The organism is Pseudoalteromonas sp. SG43-3, assembly GCF_014164385.1.
Lineage (GTDB): Bacteria > Pseudomonadota > Gammaproteobacteria > Enterobacterales > Alteromonadaceae > Pseudoalteromonas > Pseudoalteromonas distincta.
Genome location: NZ_JACJFC010000003.1, coordinates 73,184 through 92,268 on the forward strand (window position 1 = coordinate 73,184; position 19,085 = coordinate 92,268).

A 19,085-nucleotide genomic window follows, 5' to 3' on the forward strand; every position below is an offset into this window, starting at 1 on the left:
GACTAAAAAGGTAACGATTTATTCTTCGTTTAAAATAGGCACTTCTAAACCCATTTCTTGCATTATCTTTTTAACTTCTTCTGGTACTTTTTCTGCGTTGTCTTTACGTAGGTCATCGTCATTTGGTAAAGGTTGACCAGTAAATGCATGCAAAAACGCCTCACATAGCAATTCACTATTTGTTGCATGGCGAAGGTTGTTGATTTGACGACGCGTACGCTCATCCGTTAAAACTTTTAATACATTTAGCGGGATCGAAACGGTGATCTTTTTAACTTGCTCTGATTTTTTCCCGTGTTCTGCGTATGGGTGAATATACTCACCATTCCATTTAGCCATAAGATGTATCGTTGCCTCAGATTATTAATTTCTCACACGGTATAAAAAGCGTGTAAATATGCGTGAAATTCTATCGATTTAAAAAAGATAGTCAAATAATAGATACCGATCTATCTTAATAAGCCTATTTGGGATGTAAAAATAAGCTCACTTTTGTGAGCTAAAATGTGGTACTAGCAAACGCCTTTCCTAACTTTAGCCATCTAGAGCTTTAAAATCCTTTGACTTATTAAAACGGATAACTTACTCTTTTAGACGTCTAAACATCCAAATTAATCAGGTGACGAATATGAGCGAAAAAAACAAAGCGACCATTGCTGTACGTAACGGCGTTGATGCTGATAAACATCATGGTGCAGTGGTGCCGCCAATTTATTTATCAACGACTTATTCGTTTGCCGACTTTGATACTAAGCGTGAGTATGATTATGGCCGCAGTGGTAACCCTAATCGTGATATTTTAGCAGAGACGCTTGCTAAGCTTGAAGGCGGCGCTCGTGGCATAATTACGGCCACTGGTATGGCTGCCGTGCATTTAGCTACTCAGCTACTTAACAGTGACGACACGTTAGTAATTCCACATGATTGTTATGGTGGTAGCTATCGTTTATTTACATCGTTACAAAAACGCGGACTATTGAAGCTTGAAGTATTAGATTTAACAAAAGAAGAAAGCCTTCAACAAATTTTAGCAATTAAACCTAAGCTTATTTGGATAGAGACTCCAAGTAACCCAGTACTTCGTTTAACCGATATTAAAGCGGTTACCGATGTTGCTAAGCAATGCGGTGCATTGGTTGCCGCAGATAACACGTTTTTGTCTCCTGCCTTACAAAACCCTATTAAGTTTGGTGTAGATATTGTGGTGCATTCAACTACTAAATATATTAACGGGCACTCAGATGTAGTGGGCGGCGCTGTTATTGCTGCAACACAAGAGCTTGGTGATGAGCTTGCTTGGTGGGCAAATAATATTGGTATTACGGGCGCCCCTTTTGATAGTTATTTAACGCTTCGTGGTCTACGTACTTTAAATGTGCGCTTAAGGCAGCACCAAGAAAATGCGCTAGCAATAGCTAAGTACCTTGAAAGCTCCAATTTTGTAAGCCAAGTTTACTATCCAGGACTTGAGTCACATCCTCAACATGAGCTTGCTAAAGCACAACAACTTGGCTTTGGTGGCATGGTTAGTTTTGATATTAAAGGCGATATAAACGACGCCGCAGCATTTTTAACTAGTCTTAAAACGTTTAGTTTAGCTGAGTCACTAGGTGGCGTAGAGAGTTTAATTTGTCACCCCGCAACTATGACGCACGCAGGTATGGAGGCAAAGGCACGTTTAGAAGCGGGTGTGGGCGATACGCTTATTCGTATTTCGGTTGGGATTGAAGATATACACGATTTAATAGCTGACTTTGAACGAGTATTTGAGCTTGTAAAACCAGGGCAAAATAAAAATGTTGGCCGTGTAGGCAAAGGTGCTGGCACTTCTGGTGGAAACGTTAAATTAAGTGCAGCCCGTCCAGCGCTTTGGTAATTAATACCAATCCGCAATAATACCTAATCAATTTGAGGGATTAAACCGCACGATAACATCGTTAAAAATTCCTAATATAGAACAACTAAATAACGAAATTTTTGCCTTGTTATCGATACGGTTTTCTTACCTCAAAATAGACAACTTAATTAAGCGAATTGGTATAAATATGGTCAATTGTGTACATAAATTTGGTGGTTCAAGCTTAAGCTCTAGTGAGCGCTATCAAAGCGTAGCTAAAATAATTATTGGGCATACTCAGCCGGGCGACTGTGTTGTGGTGTCTGCTGCAGGTAAAACTACAGATACACTTGTGTCGTTGTGGCAAAGTTATCAGCTGCAAGACACGCAAGCTGTCGCTGATATTTTACTGCAGTTAAATAACCATCAAAGCGATTTAATTGAGCAGTTATTACAAGCTGATTTAAAGCGCTGCGCACTTAGAACACTAAATACCGAGCTTAGTAATATTGCAGAACTTGCTCAAGCTGAGCAGCTAAAAGAGGCTGCGTTACTTGCGCACGGAGAACTGTGGTCAGCACGTTTACTCGCTACTTATTTACAGCAGCTAAATATTGAGGCGTGTGCTCAAGATGCCCGTAGTCTTTTTACCTTAAACGATGGTGAATTAATGCATGCGCAAAATGCGCAGCAATGTCGACAGTCAATTTTACCTAATAAGATAAATATTGTTACTGGGTTTATTGCCGCCGATACGAAAGGTGAGACCGTAACACTTGGACGCAACGGTAGCGATTATAGTGCAACACTACTTGCAAATTACTGTGATGCTAAGCAGGTATGTATTTGGACCGATACACAGGGTGTGTTTAGCACTGATCCTCGAAAGGTAAAAAAGGCGATTAAGTACGGCAAAATTTGTCGCGGACAAGCTAATTTATTAGCTCGTTTGGGTAACCCTGTATTACATGCAAAAACACTATCGCCACTTAAAAACAGCGATATTAAGCTAGCTGTTCGTAGTAGTTTTGATGTGCAAGCAAGCCCAACAGATATAGTAAAAGAAGGTTCAGCAAAGAAAAAGCGTTTTATAACCACGCTGCAAAATGTTGATTTGTTAATGGTTGAAGGATTAAGTGAAGGTGAGGTCGCAAGCGTTAGTCAGCTTATTCAGCATAGCCTTCATCATTTTAACCATAATGGTGAAGTGTATTTAGTAGTACCGGCTGCACAAACATATCAAGTTATTAATTACTTTGCTGGTAGAGCTAATATTAGTGAGTCAAATTTAAATGGCTGTGCAATTGTTGCCCCTGAGCAAGACGTTAGCGTACTAAAACTGCAAGCTTTAGAGGTATTAGCTGAGCAGACTATAAAACCGCGTTTTGTGTATCAAGATAATGGTTATGTTTTATTACTAACAGACCAATTTATAGATAGCGATATACAAAGCGTCTTACACGATAAGCTAATCAATAAAGGCCAAGAAATAGCCGTTATAGTTGCGGGCCTTGGCAATGTAGGCGATGCTTTTATTGAGCAGTTATCGGCACAATTTGAGCGTTTATCAGGCGACTTTAGTATTAAATTGGTAGCGCTGGTTCGCTCTAAACATATGTTATTTAATGCAAGTGGCATAAATATATCGCAATGGAAAACTCAATGGCAGCATGAGGCGAATAGCTATGAAACTGCGGATTTACTTAATGCGATAAGCGAGCTTGACTACGAACATAAAGTTTTAATTGATATTACTGCAAGTGAGCAGTTTAGCTTTTTATATACAGATTTTGTAGACAGAGATTGTCATTTAATTAGTGCTAACAAATATGCAGGTACAGCACCGACTTCTTGGTATAAAGCACTTCGTAGTAACCTTGGCGAGCGTAATTTACATTGGCGATATAATACAAGTGTAGGCGCAGGCTTACCTATCAATTTTGCTTTGGCTGATTTGCAAAATAGTGGTGATAAAATTACGCGTATTGAAGGCGTGTTCTCGGGTACGCTTTCGTGGTTATGTAGTAAGTATGATGGTACCACTGCTTTTTCTGAGTTGGTATTAGAAGCTCAGAAAATGGGGTTCACAGAGCCTGACCCTCGCGAGGATTTATCTGGACGAGATGTGCAGCGTAAGTTACTTATTTTAGCCCGAGAGTTAGGTATAGAGCTTGAGCTTGATGATATTAGCTTATCGGCATTAATGCCCGGCGATCTTGCGCTAGGAAGCTGGGAAGACTTTCTAAACAATAAAGCCCAGCTAGATGCATTTATTGAAGAGCATGCTGATACAGCAAAAGCTAATAACTCAGTACTGAGATACACAGGCCTATTAGATATAACAAAAACTGAAGTTATCGCTAAAGTAGGAATTACGTATGTGACCAATGGAGATGTGTTAGCAAACCTTACACCTGGCGATAATATTTTTGTAATTAATAGCAAATGGTATAGTGATAACGCGCTTGTGATTCAGGGGCCTGGGGCTGGGAAAGAAGTAACCGCTGCGGGTGTACACTCTGACTTATATTGGCTTGTTCAAAACTTAAAATAAGCCATTATTTAAATTAAAACGGCAGCTTAAATAAGCTGCCGTTTTTTGTATTACAGAGATATTATTAAAATAGCTCTTCTTCGGTTTTTGTGTCTTCTTCAAATATATCGTTTGGCTGAGATAGCACATACTTTGTCGGTGCAGTGCCTTTTTCGAAGTATTCAAAGCGGCTGGTGTAGTCATTTTTGTGGCTTAGCAAACCAGTGGCTAAATCAATACGAATCGAAACAAGCCCCTCAGGTGGCTCAATTGGCGCTTCAGGTGTTCCCTCAAGTGCGGCTTTCATAAATTCAATCCATGCAGGCTGCGCTGTTTTAGCTCCCGATTCAGCACCAGATATTTGGTTGCTATCTAAGTTGTTATTGTACGTAGAACGGCCAAGAGCGTTACCTGGGTTATCAAAGCCCACCCACACAGAAGTCATTACTTTACTGTTAAAGCCACTAAACCAGGTGTCTACAGAATCGTTAGTTGTGCCTGTTTTACCCGAAAGATCACGACGTTCTAAAGCTTGTGCGCGCCAACCTGTACCACTCCAACCCGTTTTATGGGCCCAACTACCGCCGCCCCAAATACCACTGTGCATTGCATCAGCAATTAAAAAAGCATTCTGCTTAGAAATAATTCTCGGTGCACATTTTTTTGTTGGCTTCACTTCATCACTACTATTATGAAGTGAGAATTCATTATGTGTTGGTAAAGATTCTTCGTCACAGGCAAGGGCAGGGTTTGCTTTGAACAATACATTACCGTAAGCATCTTGAATTTCTGAAATAAAGTAAGGTTCAATTAAGTGGCCACCATTGGCAAATGCGCTCATGCCACGAGCAAGTTCAAGTGGAGTAATGGAAGCACTACCCAGTGCTAGTGATTCACTGCGATTAATGTCTGAATCTTTAAAGCCAAACTTTAATAAATGATCAGCTGTACGTTGTAATCCAACGCCGCGTAGTAAGCGCACCGAAATAACGTTTTTAGATTGTGCTAAAGCACGGCGAATTCTTATCGGACCATTATATACAGCAGGACTGTTTTTGGGACGCCATGCTACGCCTTGGCTTTTATCCCATTGGTTTATAGGAGCATCGTTTAATATAGACGCAAGCGTGTAACCTTTTTCAAGTGCTGCTGAATATATAAAAGGTTTTATATTAGAACCTACTTGACGCTTTGCTTGTACCGCTCGGTTATATTGACTTTGCTCAAAGCTGTAACCACCTACAATAGCTTTAATTCTGCCATCTTGTGGGTCGAGTGACACAATAGCACTTGATGCTTCTGGTATTTGGCTTAGTAAGTAGCTGTCATCTTCATTTTTACGCACCCATATTTGCATTCCTGGCGTTAAAATATCTGTAGCTGCTTTTGGAGCAAAACTTTGGCGGTAACGAGTAATATATTTACGCGCCCATTTTAAGTTATCCCAAGTAAGAGTTGTGCGCTCGCCACTTTTAAGTAATACCGACGCTGTTTTATCATTAACACTAAGCACGGCTGCTGCTTTCAAAGTACCCAACTCATTTACGCTTTGTAATTTATTGAGTATTTGTTGCTCAGTTAAAGCAGGTTGTATTTCAGGGTCCCATAAAACATCTGTTGGTCCTCTAAAACCATGGCGCATATCGTAATTATGTAAGTTATTTACAAGTGCGTTTTGCGCTGCTTTTTGAACTTTAGACTCTACCGAGGTGAAAATTTTAAAACCTGAGTTGTAAGCTTTATCTATTCCATAACGCGAGACCATTTCAGCGCGCACCATTTCAGAAATATACGGGGCGTATAAATTTATTTCAGCACCATGAAAATAAGCGGTGATAGGTTGGCTCGTTGCTTCGTTATATTCTTCTTGAGTAATATAATTTTCAGTTAATAAACGCCCTAAAACAACATTTCGGCGTGCTTTTGCACGCGTTGGGTTACGAATTGGGTTTAAAGCTGAAGGGGCCTTCGGTAAACCTGCAATCATCGCCATTTGTGCAAGTGTTAAATCTTTTAACTCCTTACCGTAATAAACTTGTGCTGCAGCACCAATACCAAAAGCGCGATTACCTAATTCTATTTTATTAAGGTAAAGCTCTAAAATTTCGTCTTTTGTTAATACACCTTCAATATGTAGCGCTATAAATATTTCTTTAACTTTACGAATATATGCTTTTTCGCGAGTTAAAAAGAAATTACGAGCAAGCTGCATAGTAATAGTACTTGCGCCTTGTTTTTTCTCGCCGGTAGATATAAGAACAATAGCCGAACGCACAATACCTATAGGATCTATGCCTATATGATCGTAAAATCGATTATCTTCTGTCGCTAAAAATGCATTAATGAGTGTTTGAGGAATTTCATCAATAGTCACTGGAATACGACGCTTTTCACCAAATTGATTGATTAAAAGCCCATCTTTTGTGAATACTTGCATAGGAGTTTGTAATTGCACGTCTTTTAAAACTTGCACACTGGGGATATCAGGTTTAACGTAGTAATAAAGACTGACCAAAGTGATCAGACCAATTAACACACAAATGATAAAAAATTGTAAAGTTCGTTTTAATAAAATCACTTATATTTCCCTAAATGGACTCCCAATTGCGAGTTTTGACTGCTAGTATATATTGATTAAAAAATGAATAATATTTTTTCAGATAAAAATTATAACTTGTTTATTATTAAAACAAAGGCCAAGTTGAAACATGCTAAGTCAACTATTTCAAAAACCGTCCCCGATGATGGTAGGAATTGATATTGGATCGCACTCTATCAAAGCGGTGCTTTTACGTGAAATTGAAACTGGATTTCGACTAGAAGCACTTGCAATTGAGCCGATGCCAAAAGGTGCGATGAGTGAGCGCACAATCCAAGATATTGAAGCGATTGGTAACGTTATTACAAAATTAAGAAAAAAATTACCGAAGTCGTTAAAATCTGCTGCAGTGGCTGTTTCTGGCCAAACAGTTATTACAAAAGTGATCTTCATGGATGTATCGTTAACAGATGCTGAACTTGAATCGCAAATTGAAATTGAAGCTGATAGTTTAATCCCTTACCCACTTGATGAAGTGAGCCTCGATTTTGAGAAGCTTTCGACGAATGAGGCCGATCCTAGCAAAATGAATGTTTTGCTTTCGGCTGCTCGTACTGAGAGTGTTGAAGCACGGGTGGGCGCTTTAGAAGCCGCAAATTTAGAGGCCAAAATAGTAGATGTAGAAAGCTACGCATTGAGCCGTGCTATGGACGTTTACTATCAACAATTACCTAGCGATGCATTTAATAAGTGTGTGGCTGTGGTCGATATTGGCGCAGTTTTAATGCTTGTGAGTGTTGTGCAAGCTGGGGAAACCATTTATACCCGTGACCAAGTTTTTGGTGGCGATCAATATACAAATAGTATTGTTGCTTATTATAATAAAGGCTTTGATGAAGCCGAAATAGGCAAAACATCAGGTGATTTACCGCCAAACTATACCTTTGAAGTATTAGCCCCTTTTCAAACTTCGTTACTTCAACAAGTTCGCAGAGCTGTGCAAATGTTTTTAACAACCAGCGGTAAAGAGCAAATAGATTATATTGTATTAACGGGCGGTACATCGATGATAAAAGGTATCGACCGATTGCTTATTGAAGAACTCGGTATCCACTCAGTTGTTGCAGAGCCTTTTGTAAATATGGAAATTTCCCCAAAGGTAGACCGTAATATAATGCAGCGTCACAAAACGCAGTTTGCAATTGCAACAGGGTTGGCATTAAGGAGTTTTTCAACATGCCACATATAAATCTACTGCCTTGGCGTGAATCACAACGCGAAGAATCGAAAAAGAAATTTGTAACTATACTTGTTGGTGTCGTTATACTTTGTTTTGCAAGTATGTATTTATTAAGCTCTTTTTATAGTGCCTTAAAAGACGGTCAAAACTTAAAGAATAATTATTTAAGCTCAGAAATTAGCATGCTAGATAAAAAAATAAGTGAAATACGAAGCTTAGATAAAAGAAAGGAAAATTTACAACAGCGTATGAGGCTCATTGAAGAATTGCAAAGCAGCCGTAACTTGGGTACGCAAATAATGGATGAAGTTGCCAAAATAGTGCCAGGTGGTGTTTATTTAACAAAACTGGAGCGCAAAGGCAGCCAAATACATGTTTTAGGACGTAGTGAATCTAATAATCGTCTATCAACAATGCTCCGCCAAGTACAAAGCTCATATTTACTAGAGAATCCTTCAATGCAGGGCATTGTTGCAGGCGATCAATCTTCGCGTTTACTTAGTGATTTTAATATGGAATTTTATGTAAAACCATTTGATAAAATTGGTGAGGTTAGCGATGAACCTTGATTTTAAAGCACTGAGTGAAATTGATTGGAATGAAATAGAGCTTGATAACATTGGTGATTGGCCAATTGCTGTTAAAGCAATTTGCTGCACATTTGTTGCGGGCCTTGTATTGTTTTTTAGTTATAGCCTATTAGTTTCTGATGAAATTGACAGCTACCATAGTGCCGTGGCAAAAGAAGTTGAACTACGAACAACTTATCGAACTAAGTATGCAGTAGCGAGCAAGCTTGAAATATATCGTCAACAAATGATTGAAATGGAAGATAAGTTTTCACAGCTATTAAAGCGTCTACCCACTTCGAATGAAACTCCTGGTTTACTTGATGATTTATCATATGTTGGGACAACGAGTGGTCTGACTTTTTTAAAAATAGGTTGGCTGCCAGAAGTTGAAAAAGAATTTTATACCGAGCTGCCTATTAAAATCGAAGTAATAGGTAGCTACCATGAGTTTGGTGAGTTTGTAGGTAAAGTGGCCCAGTTACCCCGAATTGTAAGCTTACATGACTTTTCTATTTTATCATCGGGCGATAAACAGTTAACATTCAGTGTTGTTGCAAAAACATATCGTTATGAAGAAGGGGTTAAAAAATGAAGCTCCTTCGCGTAGTACCTTTAGCTATAGCGTTTGTTTTAGCTGGTTGTAATGATGACACTTCTGAGCAAAAAGAATTTATTGATCAGGTAAAAGCAAGCACCACACCAAAGGTTGAGACGATTCCTGAACTGACAAAGTTTGAAATATTTGAGTACAGTGCTGGTCAGCTACGTAGCCCGTTTGTAGCGCCTCAGCCTGAGATTATTCAAAATAAACTAACGCAAGTAAAAAACTGTTTGCACCCAGATCAAGAGCGTCGCCGCGAACCGTTAGAGAAATACCCGCTAGATAATTTAGCAATGAAAGGCACAATTGGCTCTAGTGGACAAATATGGGCATTAATTACAGCAACAGATGACACTTTGCACCGCGTAACGGTAGGGAATTATCTTGGAAGTTATGATGGCAAAGTAAAAAGAGTAAGCAACGACTATATAGAATTAGTGGAATTAATCCCTGATGGGTCTGGCTGTTGGAAAGAGCGCCTGACGAAATTAGAAATGTTAGAGGCGGCAACAGATGGCGCAAATTAATAATAAAAAAGGTAAAAATAGGATGCATAAGGATGTACTTTGGCTTCATCGTATTTCACGGACATTACTGGCTGCTGTTGCTTTAGTCACTGTAAACTCAGCCATAGCTGGGCCATTGCTTTATGATGTTCGTTATAATCCATTACTTAAAGGCGAAACTGAATTACAGCTTGTTTTTGATGAAGAGTTAACCTTTGAACCAAAAGTTCAAGTGTTTAATAGCCCAGCCCGAATCGAAATGTTTTTTGATTCTGCAGAGTTAGAAGTTGGTTTAAATGATGTTGAAGTTAATCAAGCTGGAATTAGCAGTGTTACTAATGTTTTAACTAACAGTGGTTTAAAGGTAACGGTAAACTTAGATAGATTAAAAATTTATGAGACTGAAGTTCATAACAATTTAGTATCGATACGTGTCTCTGATAACCCTCTTACAGAACCTGAAAATGAAGATGTAGTGATGGACTCAGGTGATGAAAGTGGAAATTACATTAACCGTATCCAGTCAATTGATTTTAGACGTGGTGAGAAGGGTGAAGCAAAAGTACTTGTATTTTTACAAGACACTCAAGCTGCAATTGAAGTCCATGAAAGTGGCGGGAAAATTTACGCTGACTTTCATCACACCGATATTTTAGACGATCTACTTTATGAATTAGATGTATTAGATTTTGGAACTGTTGTAAGTAATATCGAGACTTTTAAAGAAGATGGTTTAAGTCGTGTTGTTATCGAACCTAATGCTCAGTTCACGTTTACGTATCAGCAAATAGATAATATTTTAACGTTGACAGTAGAAAAAGATGAAACGCAAAATGCGTACTTAGATGGTGGTGTTGAGTATCAAGGTCGCCCTATGACCTTAAATTTTCAAGATATCTCTGTGCGTGCAGCACTGCAAATTATCGCGGGTTACAACGACTTTAACTTAGTAACCAGTGATTCAGTAACGGGCAATATAACGCTGCGCCTAGATGGTGTACCGTGGGATCAAGCGCTTGACGTAGTACTACGTATTAAAGGGCTAGATAAGCGCATGGATGGCTCTATATTAATGGTAGCGCCTGCAGAAGAACTTGCAGCACGTGAAGCCAAAGATTTAAAAGCTAAACAGCAAGTTGAAGACTTAGAGCCTCTATATAGTGAATACATCCGATTAAACTATGCTAAAGCCGAAAATTTTGCTGATCTATTAAAAACAGATACAAACAGTATTATAACTGCCCGTGGTAGTGTATCTGTTGATCAACGTACAAATACTTTGTTAGTAAAAGATACTGTTAAGAGTATAGAAAACATTCGCCGCATGATTGAAACGCTTGATATTCCAGTGCAGCAGGTTGTAATAGAATCTCGAATGGTAACTGTGCGCGATAACGTTACTGAAGACTTAGGCGTACGTTGGGGCTTTAGTGACCAAGGCAGTAGTGTTGGTATTTCAGGCTCTCTTGAAGGCGCAGAAGGTATTTATAATGCGACATCTACTTCAGATGCACCAAGTATTTCAGACCGATTAAATGTAAATTTACCTATCACTAACCCTGCGGCTAGCATTGGCTTACACATAGCAAAACTGGCTAACGGCACGCTGATTGATTTAGAGCTAAGTGCGCTTGAGGAAGAGAATAAAGGCGAGATTATTGCTAGTCCACGTATAATAGCGGCTAATCAGCAAAAAGCCCGAATAGAGCAAGGTACTGAAATTCCTTATACTGAGTCAGCTTCAAGCGGTGCTACTACCGTAAGCTTTAAAAAAGCGGTACTGAGCTTAGAAGTTACACCTCATATCACACCTGATAATAAAGTAATTCTAGATTTAATTATTACTCAAGATACACGTGGTGATACTGTACAAACAGGTACTGGTGAAGCGGTGTCTATTGATACTCAAGAAATTCAAACACAAGTGTTAGTCGAGAATGGCCAAACCGTAGTACTCGGTGGTATTTTCCAACAGCAAATCATTAATACTACGAGTAAAGTGCCAATTTTAGGTGACATTCCTTACGTAGGAAGACTATTTAAAACCACAAGTGAGTTTAATGAAAAGCGTGAATTACTTATTTTCGTGACACCGAAAATACAAATTGATTAAAATACAGTGGTTTTATGTTAACCAACGGGTGATTATTTAGATTAATTGCTCGTTATATGGCTTTTTATTCTAATTGACTTGAAATACCCCTGCAATTACTGAGATAATCCCCTCCTTAATTTTGGGGCCAGGTCGTTAGGCGGGGTTTTATTTCAAATTTTAGAGTTTGTTTGTACTAAAAGATATGGCTGAGAAACGTAATATATTTCTAGTTGGCCCCATGGGGGCTGGCAAAAGCACGATTGGTCGTCACATCGCTGACCAATTACACCTTGAATTTGTTGATTCTGATCAAGAAATCGAACGCCGCACAGGTGCAGATATTGCATGGGTATTCGATCTTGAAGGTGAAGAAGGCTTTAGACTTCGAGAAGAGTCTGTTATTGGCGATTTAACCGAGATGCAAGGTATTGTACTTGCTACCGGTGGTGGTTCAGTAATGAGCAAAGAAGTTCGAAACAAGCTTTCGGCTCGAGGTATAGTTGTATACCTAGAGACACCTATAGAAAAGCAAGTTGCACGCACGCAACGCGACAAGCGTCGCCCATTACTGCAAACTGAAGAAGCACCTCGTAACGTACTAGAGCGCTTAGCAGAAGAACGCGAGCCCCTATACAAAGAAGTTGCCGATTTTGTTGTACGTACCGATGAGCAAAGCGCTAAAGTTGTTGCTAACCAAATCATCGAGAAATTAGATTTTTAAAAACCAATAATAAGGAAATAACTAAGCATGCTTAAATTAACAGTTAATTTGGACGAGCGAAGTTATCCTATTTATATTGGGCAATCTGCACTTCAAGATAATGGCCGCCTGGTTCACCACATTGGTGATTGTCGGCCTATCATCATTACTAATGACACAATAGCGCCTTTATATTTACAAGCGTTACTTGACTCATTAGCAGATCAAAATCCGCTATCTTTTATTATTCCTGACGGTGAACAATATAAATCACTTGAATGGTTTGAAAAAATATCAGCATTTTTACTACAAAATAACTGTGGCCGAGATACGTGTTTAATCGCGTTAGGTGGCGGTGTTATAGGTGATCTAACTGGTTTTGTAGCAGCGTGTTATCAGCGCGGCGTACCGTTTATTCAAATACCAACGACAGTGCTTTCACAGGTTGATTCATCGGTAGGTGGTAAAACGGCAGTAAATCATCCTTTAGGTAAAAATATGATAGGGGCATTTTATCAGCCTCAAGCGGTTTTTATTGATACACAAACATTACACACCCTACCAGCAAGAGAGTTTGCAGCAGGTATGGCTGAAGTAATTAAGTATGGTCTGATTTACGATACCGAATTATTTGTATACTTAGAGCGAAACGTAGCTAATTTGCAGCAACTAGATGAAACGTGCTTACAGCATATTATTTTTAGATGTTGTGAAATAAAAGCGCTTATAGTTGCGCAAGATGAAAAAGAGCATGGTTTACGTGCTTTATTAAACTTAGGTCATACATTTGCCCATGCAATTGAGGCAGAAATGGGCTACGGCGTTTGGTTACATGGCGAAGCTGTTGCAACAGGCATGGTATTAGCAGCTAAACTTGCCAAGACACGCCAAGATTTAAGCGCAAGTGAAGTTGATCGAATTATTAAGCTGCTTGAACTATATAATTTACCAACAGAAATTCCAAAGCAAATGACTAGCGAGCAGTTCCTAACGCATATGCGTAAAGACAAAAAGAATAAAAGAGGCACTATACGCTTTATTCTACCTACCCAATTTGGCCAGTGTGCATTAGTTGATGATGTCTCTGATGACCAAGTTAGAGACTTAATCGAGCAGTAAATGCAGTCACAAATTTTACCAAGCCGTGCGGCTTTGGTGGATAGAATCGCACTGCAATTTGAGTACGGACAAAATTTAATAGTTTTACTTGGCACATCGGGGCTAGGTAAAAGTTATATGCTCGAAACCTTCATTACAGATAAATACAATGACTTTAATAAAGCGTTTGTGCAAGTAAGTGCACAAATGACTGACGCTCAGCTAATGAGCGATTTATTAGAGCAAAGCTTTAATTCCCCTTTAGTTGATCATAATTTAAGTTTACCTGAAAACTATTACCAGCTGCTTGAGCAACAGCAGTGCGGACCTTGTTTATGGGTGCTTGATGGCGGTAGGCAATTATCTGAAGAGATACTAATTGAGCTTGAGCTGCTTTCTAAAAATAGCCCTAATACGTTGTATATCATAATTGCATCACAGTCTAAAATTGCTTTAAATGACGCTGTCGAAATTTACTTGGAGCCACTGACGCTTCGAGAAAGCAAGATGTTATTGCAGTGGTACTTTACTGATTTACCTTATGATGAAGACCCTGTTTTTAGTACTTTTTTAGCCGAGGCTCATGGTAACCCCAGTTTATTGCTTGCTTGGCAACCTAGTGAGCACATAGCCGATATTATCGTTAAAGATAAAGTATCTTGGCGATTGCACTTATTGATTTTGATGTTGTTAATTATGCTTTTAATTATTGGTCTGCTTTATAAGTCTGATATGACGCAGTGGTGGCAACAATATTATCAGCAGGAAGAAACACAAGTCCTAAATACAGCAATATCTGTAGAGGAAGTAAGTGAGCCGGTTATAAAGCAAAATGACTCAGTAGTTACCTTAAATGACCCTGAAGTAGTTGAGCCAGATATTGAGCCAGAGAGCGTACACATTAATGATGTGCCTGCTATCATGCAAAGTCTTACCGAACCTGCAAATACCGTTAAGGTATTAGATAATGCTATTGATAATAGCGTTAAAAACAAAAGCAGTGAAGCAGGTGACGTTGTATCTAAAGCTCTAAAAGTAGAGAAAGTAAATACAGCAGAGCAAACTCAGATCAGCCAAGATAATATTTGGTACATGCAGCAAGCAGATACAAATAGTGTTATTCAATTATTAGCGGTAACTCAGCAGGAAGTTCGCGATAATTTCATTGCTCAATTCAATCTACAGCAGCAAGCACACACTTACCAAACGAAGCGAAATAATCAAATATGGTGGGTTGTTACATTTGGCAGCTTTGAGAGTATAAACGAGGCAAAATCAGCAATGGATACTTTACCCCCTGGGGTTAGAAAAAATAAACCTTTCTATAAAAAAATTAGTAAAATAAAGCAAGAAATAGCAGTCGTTGATCAGTAAAACACACTGCTTTAGTGTAAAATCGCGCAACACCAGATTGAAGTAAAGAGCCAATGCAGCAAAAAAGTAGAGCCTTCCTTAAATGGGCCGGCGGAAAATACAGCCTAGTTGAAAACATTAATGCGCGATTAAACCAAGCTAGCAAGCATGCTGATACTTTGGTTGAACCTTTTGTTGGTGCAGGCTCTGTGTTTTTAAATAGTGACTTTAAGCACTATATCCTCAATGATATCAATGCAGACTTAATTAACTTATATAAAGAGCTTAAAAGCTCTCCAGATGAGCTTATTAGTGACGCTAAAAAGCTATTTGTTGATTTGAATAATCACGCAGATGCTTATTACGAATATCGTGTGCAGTTTAATCAAAGCCGTGATGTATACGAACGTTCAATCTTGTTTTTATACATGAACCGCCATGGTTACAACGGACTGTGTAGGTATAATTTAAAAGGCATTTTTAATGTGCCTTTTGGTAAGTATAAAAAGCCTTACTTTCCTGAAAAAGAAATGTATTTTTTTGCTGAAAAAGCACAAAAAGCAACGTTCACTTGTTTAGATTACGATGACGTTTTTAAGTTAGTGCCTAACAATGCTGTTATTTATTGCGACCCACCTTATGTGCCATTAAGTAAAACCGCTTCTTTTACGTCATACGCTAAAGGGGGTTTTAATTTAGATGATCAGGCTAACTTAGCTAATTTGGCAGAACAAGCCGCATTTGAAAATAACACGCCTGTGCTTATTTCAAACCACGATACCGTGTGGACGCGTAAAATTTATAGCCAAGCATCGCTTGAACAAATTCAAGTAAAGCGCACTATTAGCCCCAAAGGTGGCTCTAGAAATAAAGTTGACGAGTTGATGGCTATGTATTTAGCACCCAAGCAACCACTGCGTAAATTGCGATAACAAAAGCAACAAATAGTACAATCGCAATTAAAATGATGGATAAAGGGGAGTGTTGTTTAAAATCGACTTGGCGTTTATTTTCAGACTGAACACCAAAAAATGCAGCTAGCACACTTTGCAACGCGCTAAAAAATTGTAGCATTATTTAAAATAAAGGTTTTAAAGAAGGAGTGTTTTTAGAATCTTCAGAACTAGTAAGTAGTTCCAGTAAATCAAGGTAATGAAACTGAGCACTACGGCTATCGCCAGTTAACCACGAAAACCATGATGACTCTTCTTCAGCTTTAATACACGCAGTTAAAGTGTTTTGAGCACTTACCACTTGTGTATTATGACAATTACTCACTGAGCTTAATTCTTGCTCAGAGCTTGAACCAAAGCTAAACGCCCCGATAAGCAGTAATGCCGACGCAATTAATATCCCAATTTTAAAAGCACGCATGATGAAATCCAATAATTTGTTACTTTTTTAATCATAGCAAATACTGGTTAAATATCAAACTTAAAGTTACCTAAAATGGGGGCTATTACGCCATATTACTTGGGTAACATCTTCAATTAAGTTACATTAACGCAATACACTATTTATTGATGGAGTTAATCATGTTTAACCCAGAGCAAAAATATTTAATAGCCCCTTCTATTTTGTCTGCTGATTTTGCAAAGCTAGGCGAAGATGTTGATAAAGTTCTCGAAGCGGGTGCTGATGTGGTTCACTTTGATGTAATGGATAATCACTATGTACCTAATCTCACAATTGGTCCTATGGTGTGTAAAGCACTAAGAGATTACGGTATTACAGCACCTATCGACGTACATTTAATGGTTAAGCCTGTAGATAGCATAATACCTTTATTTGCTGAGGCTGGTGCTTCTATTATTACTTTTCATCCTGAAGCCAGTGAGCACGTCGATCGTACAATACAGTTAATTAAAGATCACGGCTGTAAAGCAGGCTTAGTGTTTAACCCAGCAACAAGCCTAAGTTATTTAGATCATGTTATTGATAAGCTAGATACCATTTTACTAATGTCGGTAAATCCTGGGTTTGGCGGGCAAAGCTTTATCCCTCATACGCTTGAAAAATTACGCCAAGCCAAACAGCGTATTATTGAATCAGGCCGAGATATTCGCTTAGAGGTTGATGGTGGTATTAAGGTCGATAATATTGCAGCAGCGGCTCGAGCGGGTGCTGATATGTTTGTTGCAGGCTCAGCTATTTTTAATCAACCTGATTACAAAGTGGTGATTGATCAAATGCGTGAGCAGCTTGGAAGTGTTAAGTAATGAAGTACGATGTCGCCTTATTTGATTTAGATGGTACTTTGGTTGATAGCGTTTACGACTTGTATATCGCTATTAATTTAACCTTGAGCGATTTTGCTTTTCCTATTGTTAGTCAACGCTTGGTTGAAAGTTGGATTGGTAATGGGGTTGAAGTCCTTGTTAAACGCGCTTTGAGTGGCGATATGCAAGTGAGTGAAAATCTAGATGAGTCACTTAGTGGCAAAGCAATATTACAGTTCTATAAGTATTATGAACAGCAAGTTGGTGAGTATAGTGTTTTGTACCAACATGTAGAAACAGGGCTTGCAGCACTTCGCGGTATGCCTAAAGCATTGATCACTAATAAGTCTCGAATTTTTACAGAGAAACTACTCGAAAAATTGGCACTAACGAGTCATTTTGATGTGGTTGTATGCGGTGACGACATGGCAAAAAAACCATCGCCAGAACCATTGCTATTTGCCTGCAAAAAACTAAATGCGGAGCCTAATAAAGCAATAATGATAGGTGATTCTAAAAGCGATATACTTGCAGCTAAAGCCGCTAATATAGACGTAATTGCACTTAGTTATGGCTATAACCAAGGTGAAAGTCTTGAGGATTATAATCCGCAGTACCTATGCGATAACTTCTTAGATATAATACCTGTTGTAACGCAGCGTTAAATATTATTCATTAAGCAAAATAAAGGAAAATCATGAGTAAACCAGTAGTTTTAAGCGGCATTCAGCCAACCGGTGGTATGACAATAGGCAACTATGTTGGCGCTATTAACCAGTGGCTAAAGTTACAGGAAGACCACGAAAGTTTCTTTATGTTAGTAGACTTACACGCTATTACGGTTCGCCAAGAGCCTGAATTACTGCGCTCTCGAGTGTTAGATGGTATTGCTCTTTACGCGGCATGTGGCATTGATCCTGAAAAATCTGCGTTATTTGTACAATCGCAAGTACCTGAGCATGCACAATTAGCGTGGGTATTAAATTGTTACGCGCAAATGGGTGAGCTTAATCGAATGACTCAGTTTAAAGACAAGTCATCTAAGCATGCAAATAACGTAAACGTGGGCTTATTTTCATATCCAGTATTGCAAGCTGCGGATATTTTATTATACCAAGCTGATCAAGTACCAGTAGGGGATGATCAAAAGCAACACTTAGAGCTGACTCGCGATATAGCCACACGCTTTAATAATTTATATGGCGACGTATTTAAATTACCAGAGCCGTACATCCCTGAGTTTGGTGCACGCGTAATGAGCTTGCAAGATCCACTTAAAAAAATGTCTAAGTCTGACGAAAACCCAAATGGTTACATCATGTTATTAGATGAGCCTAAGCAAATTGTGAAAAAGCTTAAAAAAGCAGTAACTGATTCAGATGAACAAGCACGTATATATTTTGATCGCACAGAAAAGCCTGGCGTATCAAATTTGCTTACTTTATTGAGTGTTGCAACTAAGCGCTCAATTGAAGACCTAGTTCCTGAGTATGAAGATAAAATGTATGGCCATTTAAAGAAAGATACAGCAGATGCAGTTGTAAATATGATTGAGCCAATTCAAGCACGCTTTAAAGAGATCAGAGAAGATCAAAACCTACTTGATGGCATAATGAAGTCAGGTGCTGAAAAAGCAAGTGTACGTGCTGAGAAAACATTGAAATCGGTATACGATGCGCTTGGTTTTATTCCTCGCGGGTAAGTTTATTAAAATAAAAAAATGCCGCTTGTTAGCGGCATTTTTTATATAGCACATATCAACATGATGGACCCAAATAGAAACAGTAGCGAT

The 19,085-nt window shown here is 38.7% G+C and carries 18 protein-coding genes; 14 read left to right on the plus strand and 4 right to left on the minus strand.

Translation table 11 applies throughout. The annotated features are described in order from the left end of the window. Positions 1–18: 18 nt before the first annotated feature. Positions 19–339, minus strand: a complete 321-nt coding sequence (metJ, locus tag H5157_RS03675) for a met regulon transcriptional regulator MetJ (RefSeq protein WP_002958371.1) — start codon at positions 337–339, stop codon at positions 19–21. A 289-nt stretch (positions 340–628) separates the two neighbouring features. On the opposite strand from metJ, the gene metB reads away from it, so the two are divergent. Further along, a complete protein-coding gene (metB, locus tag H5157_RS03680; protein WP_039485856.1) occupies positions 629–1,876 on the plus strand; it encodes a cystathionine gamma-synthase in 1,248 nt (415 codons plus the stop codon). A gap of 169 nt (positions 1,877–2,045) precedes the next feature. Next, positions 2,046–4,391, plus strand: coding sequence for a bifunctional aspartate kinase/homoserine dehydrogenase II (gene metL / locus H5157_RS03685; protein ID WP_182724160.1), 2,346 nt, complete (start codon positions 2,046–2,048; stop codon positions 4,389–4,391). A 64-nt stretch (positions 4,392–4,455) separates the two neighbouring features. On the opposite strand, the gene H5157_RS03690 is transcribed toward metL, so the two are convergent. Next, on the minus strand, positions 4,456–6,948 hold the full coding sequence (locus H5157_RS03690) for a penicillin-binding protein 1A (RefSeq protein WP_182724161.1): 2,493 nt from the start codon (positions 6,946–6,948) through the stop codon (positions 4,456–4,458). A 130-nt stretch (positions 6,949–7,078) separates the two neighbouring features. On the opposite strand from H5157_RS03690, the gene H5157_RS03695 reads away from it, so the two are divergent. The 9 genes from H5157_RS03695 (at position 7,079) to H5157_RS03735 (ending at position 16,006) form a co-directional block, all read left to right on the plus strand. Then, a complete protein-coding gene (locus H5157_RS03695) occupies positions 7,079–8,158 on the plus strand; it encodes a pilus assembly protein PilM (RefSeq protein ID WP_024596029.1) in 1,080 nt (359 codons plus the stop codon). Next, positions 8,146–8,718: a PilN domain-containing protein gene (locus H5157_RS03700; protein WP_002958376.1), complete on the plus strand. Its 573-nt coding sequence runs from the start codon at positions 8,146–8,148 to the stop codon at positions 8,716–8,718. Before H5157_RS03695 ends, H5157_RS03700 begins: the two co-directional genes overlap by 13 nt. Further along, the gene (locus H5157_RS03705) at positions 8,708–9,313 is read left to right on the plus strand and encodes a type 4a pilus biogenesis protein PilO (protein ID WP_024596028.1); all 606 of its coding nucleotides are present in this window, start codon (positions 8,708–8,710) and stop codon (positions 9,311–9,313) included. The genes H5157_RS03700 and H5157_RS03705 overlap by 11 nt, the downstream gene beginning before the upstream one ends. Continuing rightward, the gene (locus tag H5157_RS03710; RefSeq protein WP_002958378.1) at positions 9,310–9,849 is read left to right on the plus strand and encodes a pilus assembly protein PilP; all 540 of its coding nucleotides are present in this window, start codon (positions 9,310–9,312) and stop codon (positions 9,847–9,849) included. The genes H5157_RS03705 and H5157_RS03710 overlap by 4 nt, the downstream gene beginning before the upstream one ends. Continuing rightward, positions 9,836–11,941 (plus strand): type IV pilus secretin PilQ, encoded by a 2,106-nt coding sequence (locus H5157_RS03715; RefSeq protein WP_024596027.1) that lies wholly within the window; start codon positions 9,836–9,838, stop codon positions 11,939–11,941. The genes H5157_RS03710 and H5157_RS03715 overlap by 14 nt, the downstream gene beginning before the upstream one ends. A 184-nt stretch (positions 11,942–12,125) precedes the next feature. Continuing rightward, on the plus strand, positions 12,126–12,644 hold the full coding sequence (gene aroK, locus H5157_RS03720; protein ID WP_004589350.1) for a shikimate kinase AroK: 519 nt from the start codon (positions 12,126–12,128) through the stop codon (positions 12,642–12,644). 27 nt (positions 12,645–12,671) lie between these two features. Then, positions 12,672–13,742, plus strand: coding sequence for a 3-dehydroquinate synthase (aroB, locus tag H5157_RS03725; protein ID WP_182696189.1), 1,071 nt, complete (start codon positions 12,672–12,674; stop codon positions 13,740–13,742). After that, a complete protein-coding gene (locus H5157_RS03730; RefSeq protein WP_182696188.1) occupies positions 13,743–15,095 on the plus strand; it encodes an SPOR domain-containing protein in 1,353 nt (450 codons plus the stop codon). A 53-nt stretch (positions 15,096–15,148) separates the two neighbouring features. Continuing rightward, complete coding sequence (locus tag H5157_RS03735) at positions 15,149–16,006, plus strand: Dam family site-specific DNA-(adenine-N6)-methyltransferase (RefSeq protein ID WP_002958383.1); 858 nt, start codon at positions 15,149–15,151, stop codon at positions 16,004–16,006. On the opposite strand, the gene H5157_RS03740 is transcribed toward H5157_RS03735, so the two are convergent. Both H5157_RS03740 and H5157_RS03745 read right to left on the minus strand, forming a co-directional pair. Next, positions 15,963–16,148, minus strand: coding sequence for a DUF2970 domain-containing protein (locus tag H5157_RS03740; protein ID WP_002958384.1), 186 nt, complete (start codon positions 16,146–16,148; stop codon positions 15,963–15,965). The genes H5157_RS03735 and H5157_RS03740 overlap by 44 nt on opposite strands. 3 nt (positions 16,149–16,151) lie before the next feature. Continuing rightward, entirely contained in the window at positions 16,152–16,448 is a 297-nt protein-coding gene (locus tag H5157_RS03745) for a hypothetical protein (RefSeq protein WP_024596024.1), read from the minus strand. Positions 16,449–16,609: 161 nt separating this feature from the next. On the opposite strand from H5157_RS03745, the gene rpe reads away from it, so the two are divergent. The 3 genes from rpe to trpS are packed head-to-tail and all read left to right on the plus strand — an operon-like array spanning position 16,610 to position 18,995. Next, entirely contained in the window at positions 16,610–17,293 is a 684-nt protein-coding gene (gene rpe, locus H5157_RS03750; protein WP_002958386.1) for a ribulose-phosphate 3-epimerase, read from the plus strand. Further along, positions 17,293–17,958 (plus strand): phosphoglycolate phosphatase, encoded by a 666-nt coding sequence (locus H5157_RS03755; protein WP_182693296.1) that lies wholly within the window; start codon positions 17,293–17,295, stop codon positions 17,956–17,958. Before rpe ends, H5157_RS03755 begins: the two co-directional genes overlap by 1 nt. Before the next feature lie 32 nt (positions 17,959–17,990). Continuing rightward, on the plus strand, positions 17,991–18,995 hold the full coding sequence (gene trpS, locus H5157_RS03760; protein WP_002958388.1) for a tryptophan--tRNA ligase: 1,005 nt from the start codon (positions 17,991–17,993) through the stop codon (positions 18,993–18,995). Positions 18,996–19,085 lie beyond the last annotated feature (90 nt).

Excerpts from the sequence above, each read along its gene's own strand:
- H5157_RS03735 (WP_002958383.1), top strand. The coding sequence starts at position 15,149 with ATGCAGCAAAAAAGTAGAGCCTTCCTTAAATGGGCCGGCGGAAAATAC.
- H5157_RS03730 (WP_182696188.1), top strand. The coding sequence starts at position 13,743 with ATGCAGTCACAAATTTTACCAAGCCGTGCGGCTTTGGTGGATAGAATC.
- metB (WP_039485856.1), top strand. The coding sequence starts at position 629 with ATGAGCGAAAAAAACAAAGCGACCATTGCTGTACGTAACGGCGTTGAT.
- H5157_RS03745 (WP_024596024.1), bottom strand. The coding sequence starts at position 16,448 with ATGCGTGCTTTTAAAATTGGGATATTAATTGCGTCGGCATTACTGCTT.
- aroB (WP_182696189.1), top strand. The coding sequence starts at position 12,672 with ATGCTTAAATTAACAGTTAATTTGGACGAGCGAAGTTATCCTATTTAT.
- H5157_RS03755 (WP_182693296.1), top strand. The coding sequence starts at position 17,293 with ATGAAGTACGATGTCGCCTTATTTGATTTAGATGGTACTTTGGTTGAT.
- metL (WP_182724160.1), top strand. The coding sequence starts at position 2,046 with ATGGTCAATTGTGTACATAAATTTGGTGGTTCAAGCTTAAGCTCTAGT.
- H5157_RS03705 (WP_024596028.1), top strand. The coding sequence starts at position 8,708 with ATGAACCTTGATTTTAAAGCACTGAGTGAAATTGATTGGAATGAAATA.
- H5157_RS03715 (WP_024596027.1), top strand. The coding sequence starts at position 9,836 with ATGGCGCAAATTAATAATAAAAAAGGTAAAAATAGGATGCATAAGGAT.
- aroK (WP_004589350.1), top strand. The coding sequence starts at position 12,126 with ATGGCTGAGAAACGTAATATATTTCTAGTTGGCCCCATGGGGGCTGGC.
- H5157_RS03740 (WP_002958384.1), bottom strand. The coding sequence starts at position 16,148 with ATGCTACAATTTTTTAGCGCGTTGCAAAGTGTGCTAGCTGCATTTTTT.
- rpe (WP_002958386.1), top strand. The coding sequence starts at position 16,610 with ATGTTTAACCCAGAGCAAAAATATTTAATAGCCCCTTCTATTTTGTCT.
- metJ (WP_002958371.1), bottom strand. The coding sequence starts at position 339 with ATGGCTAAATGGAATGGTGAGTATATTCACCCATACGCAGAACACGGG.
- trpS (WP_002958388.1), top strand. The coding sequence starts at position 17,991 with ATGAGTAAACCAGTAGTTTTAAGCGGCATTCAGCCAACCGGTGGTATG.
- H5157_RS03695 (WP_024596029.1), top strand. The coding sequence starts at position 7,079 with ATGCTAAGTCAACTATTTCAAAAACCGTCCCCGATGATGGTAGGAATT.
- H5157_RS03700 (WP_002958376.1), top strand. The coding sequence starts at position 8,146 with ATGCCACATATAAATCTACTGCCTTGGCGTGAATCACAACGCGAAGAA.
- H5157_RS03710 (WP_002958378.1), top strand. The coding sequence starts at position 9,310 with ATGAAGCTCCTTCGCGTAGTACCTTTAGCTATAGCGTTTGTTTTAGCT.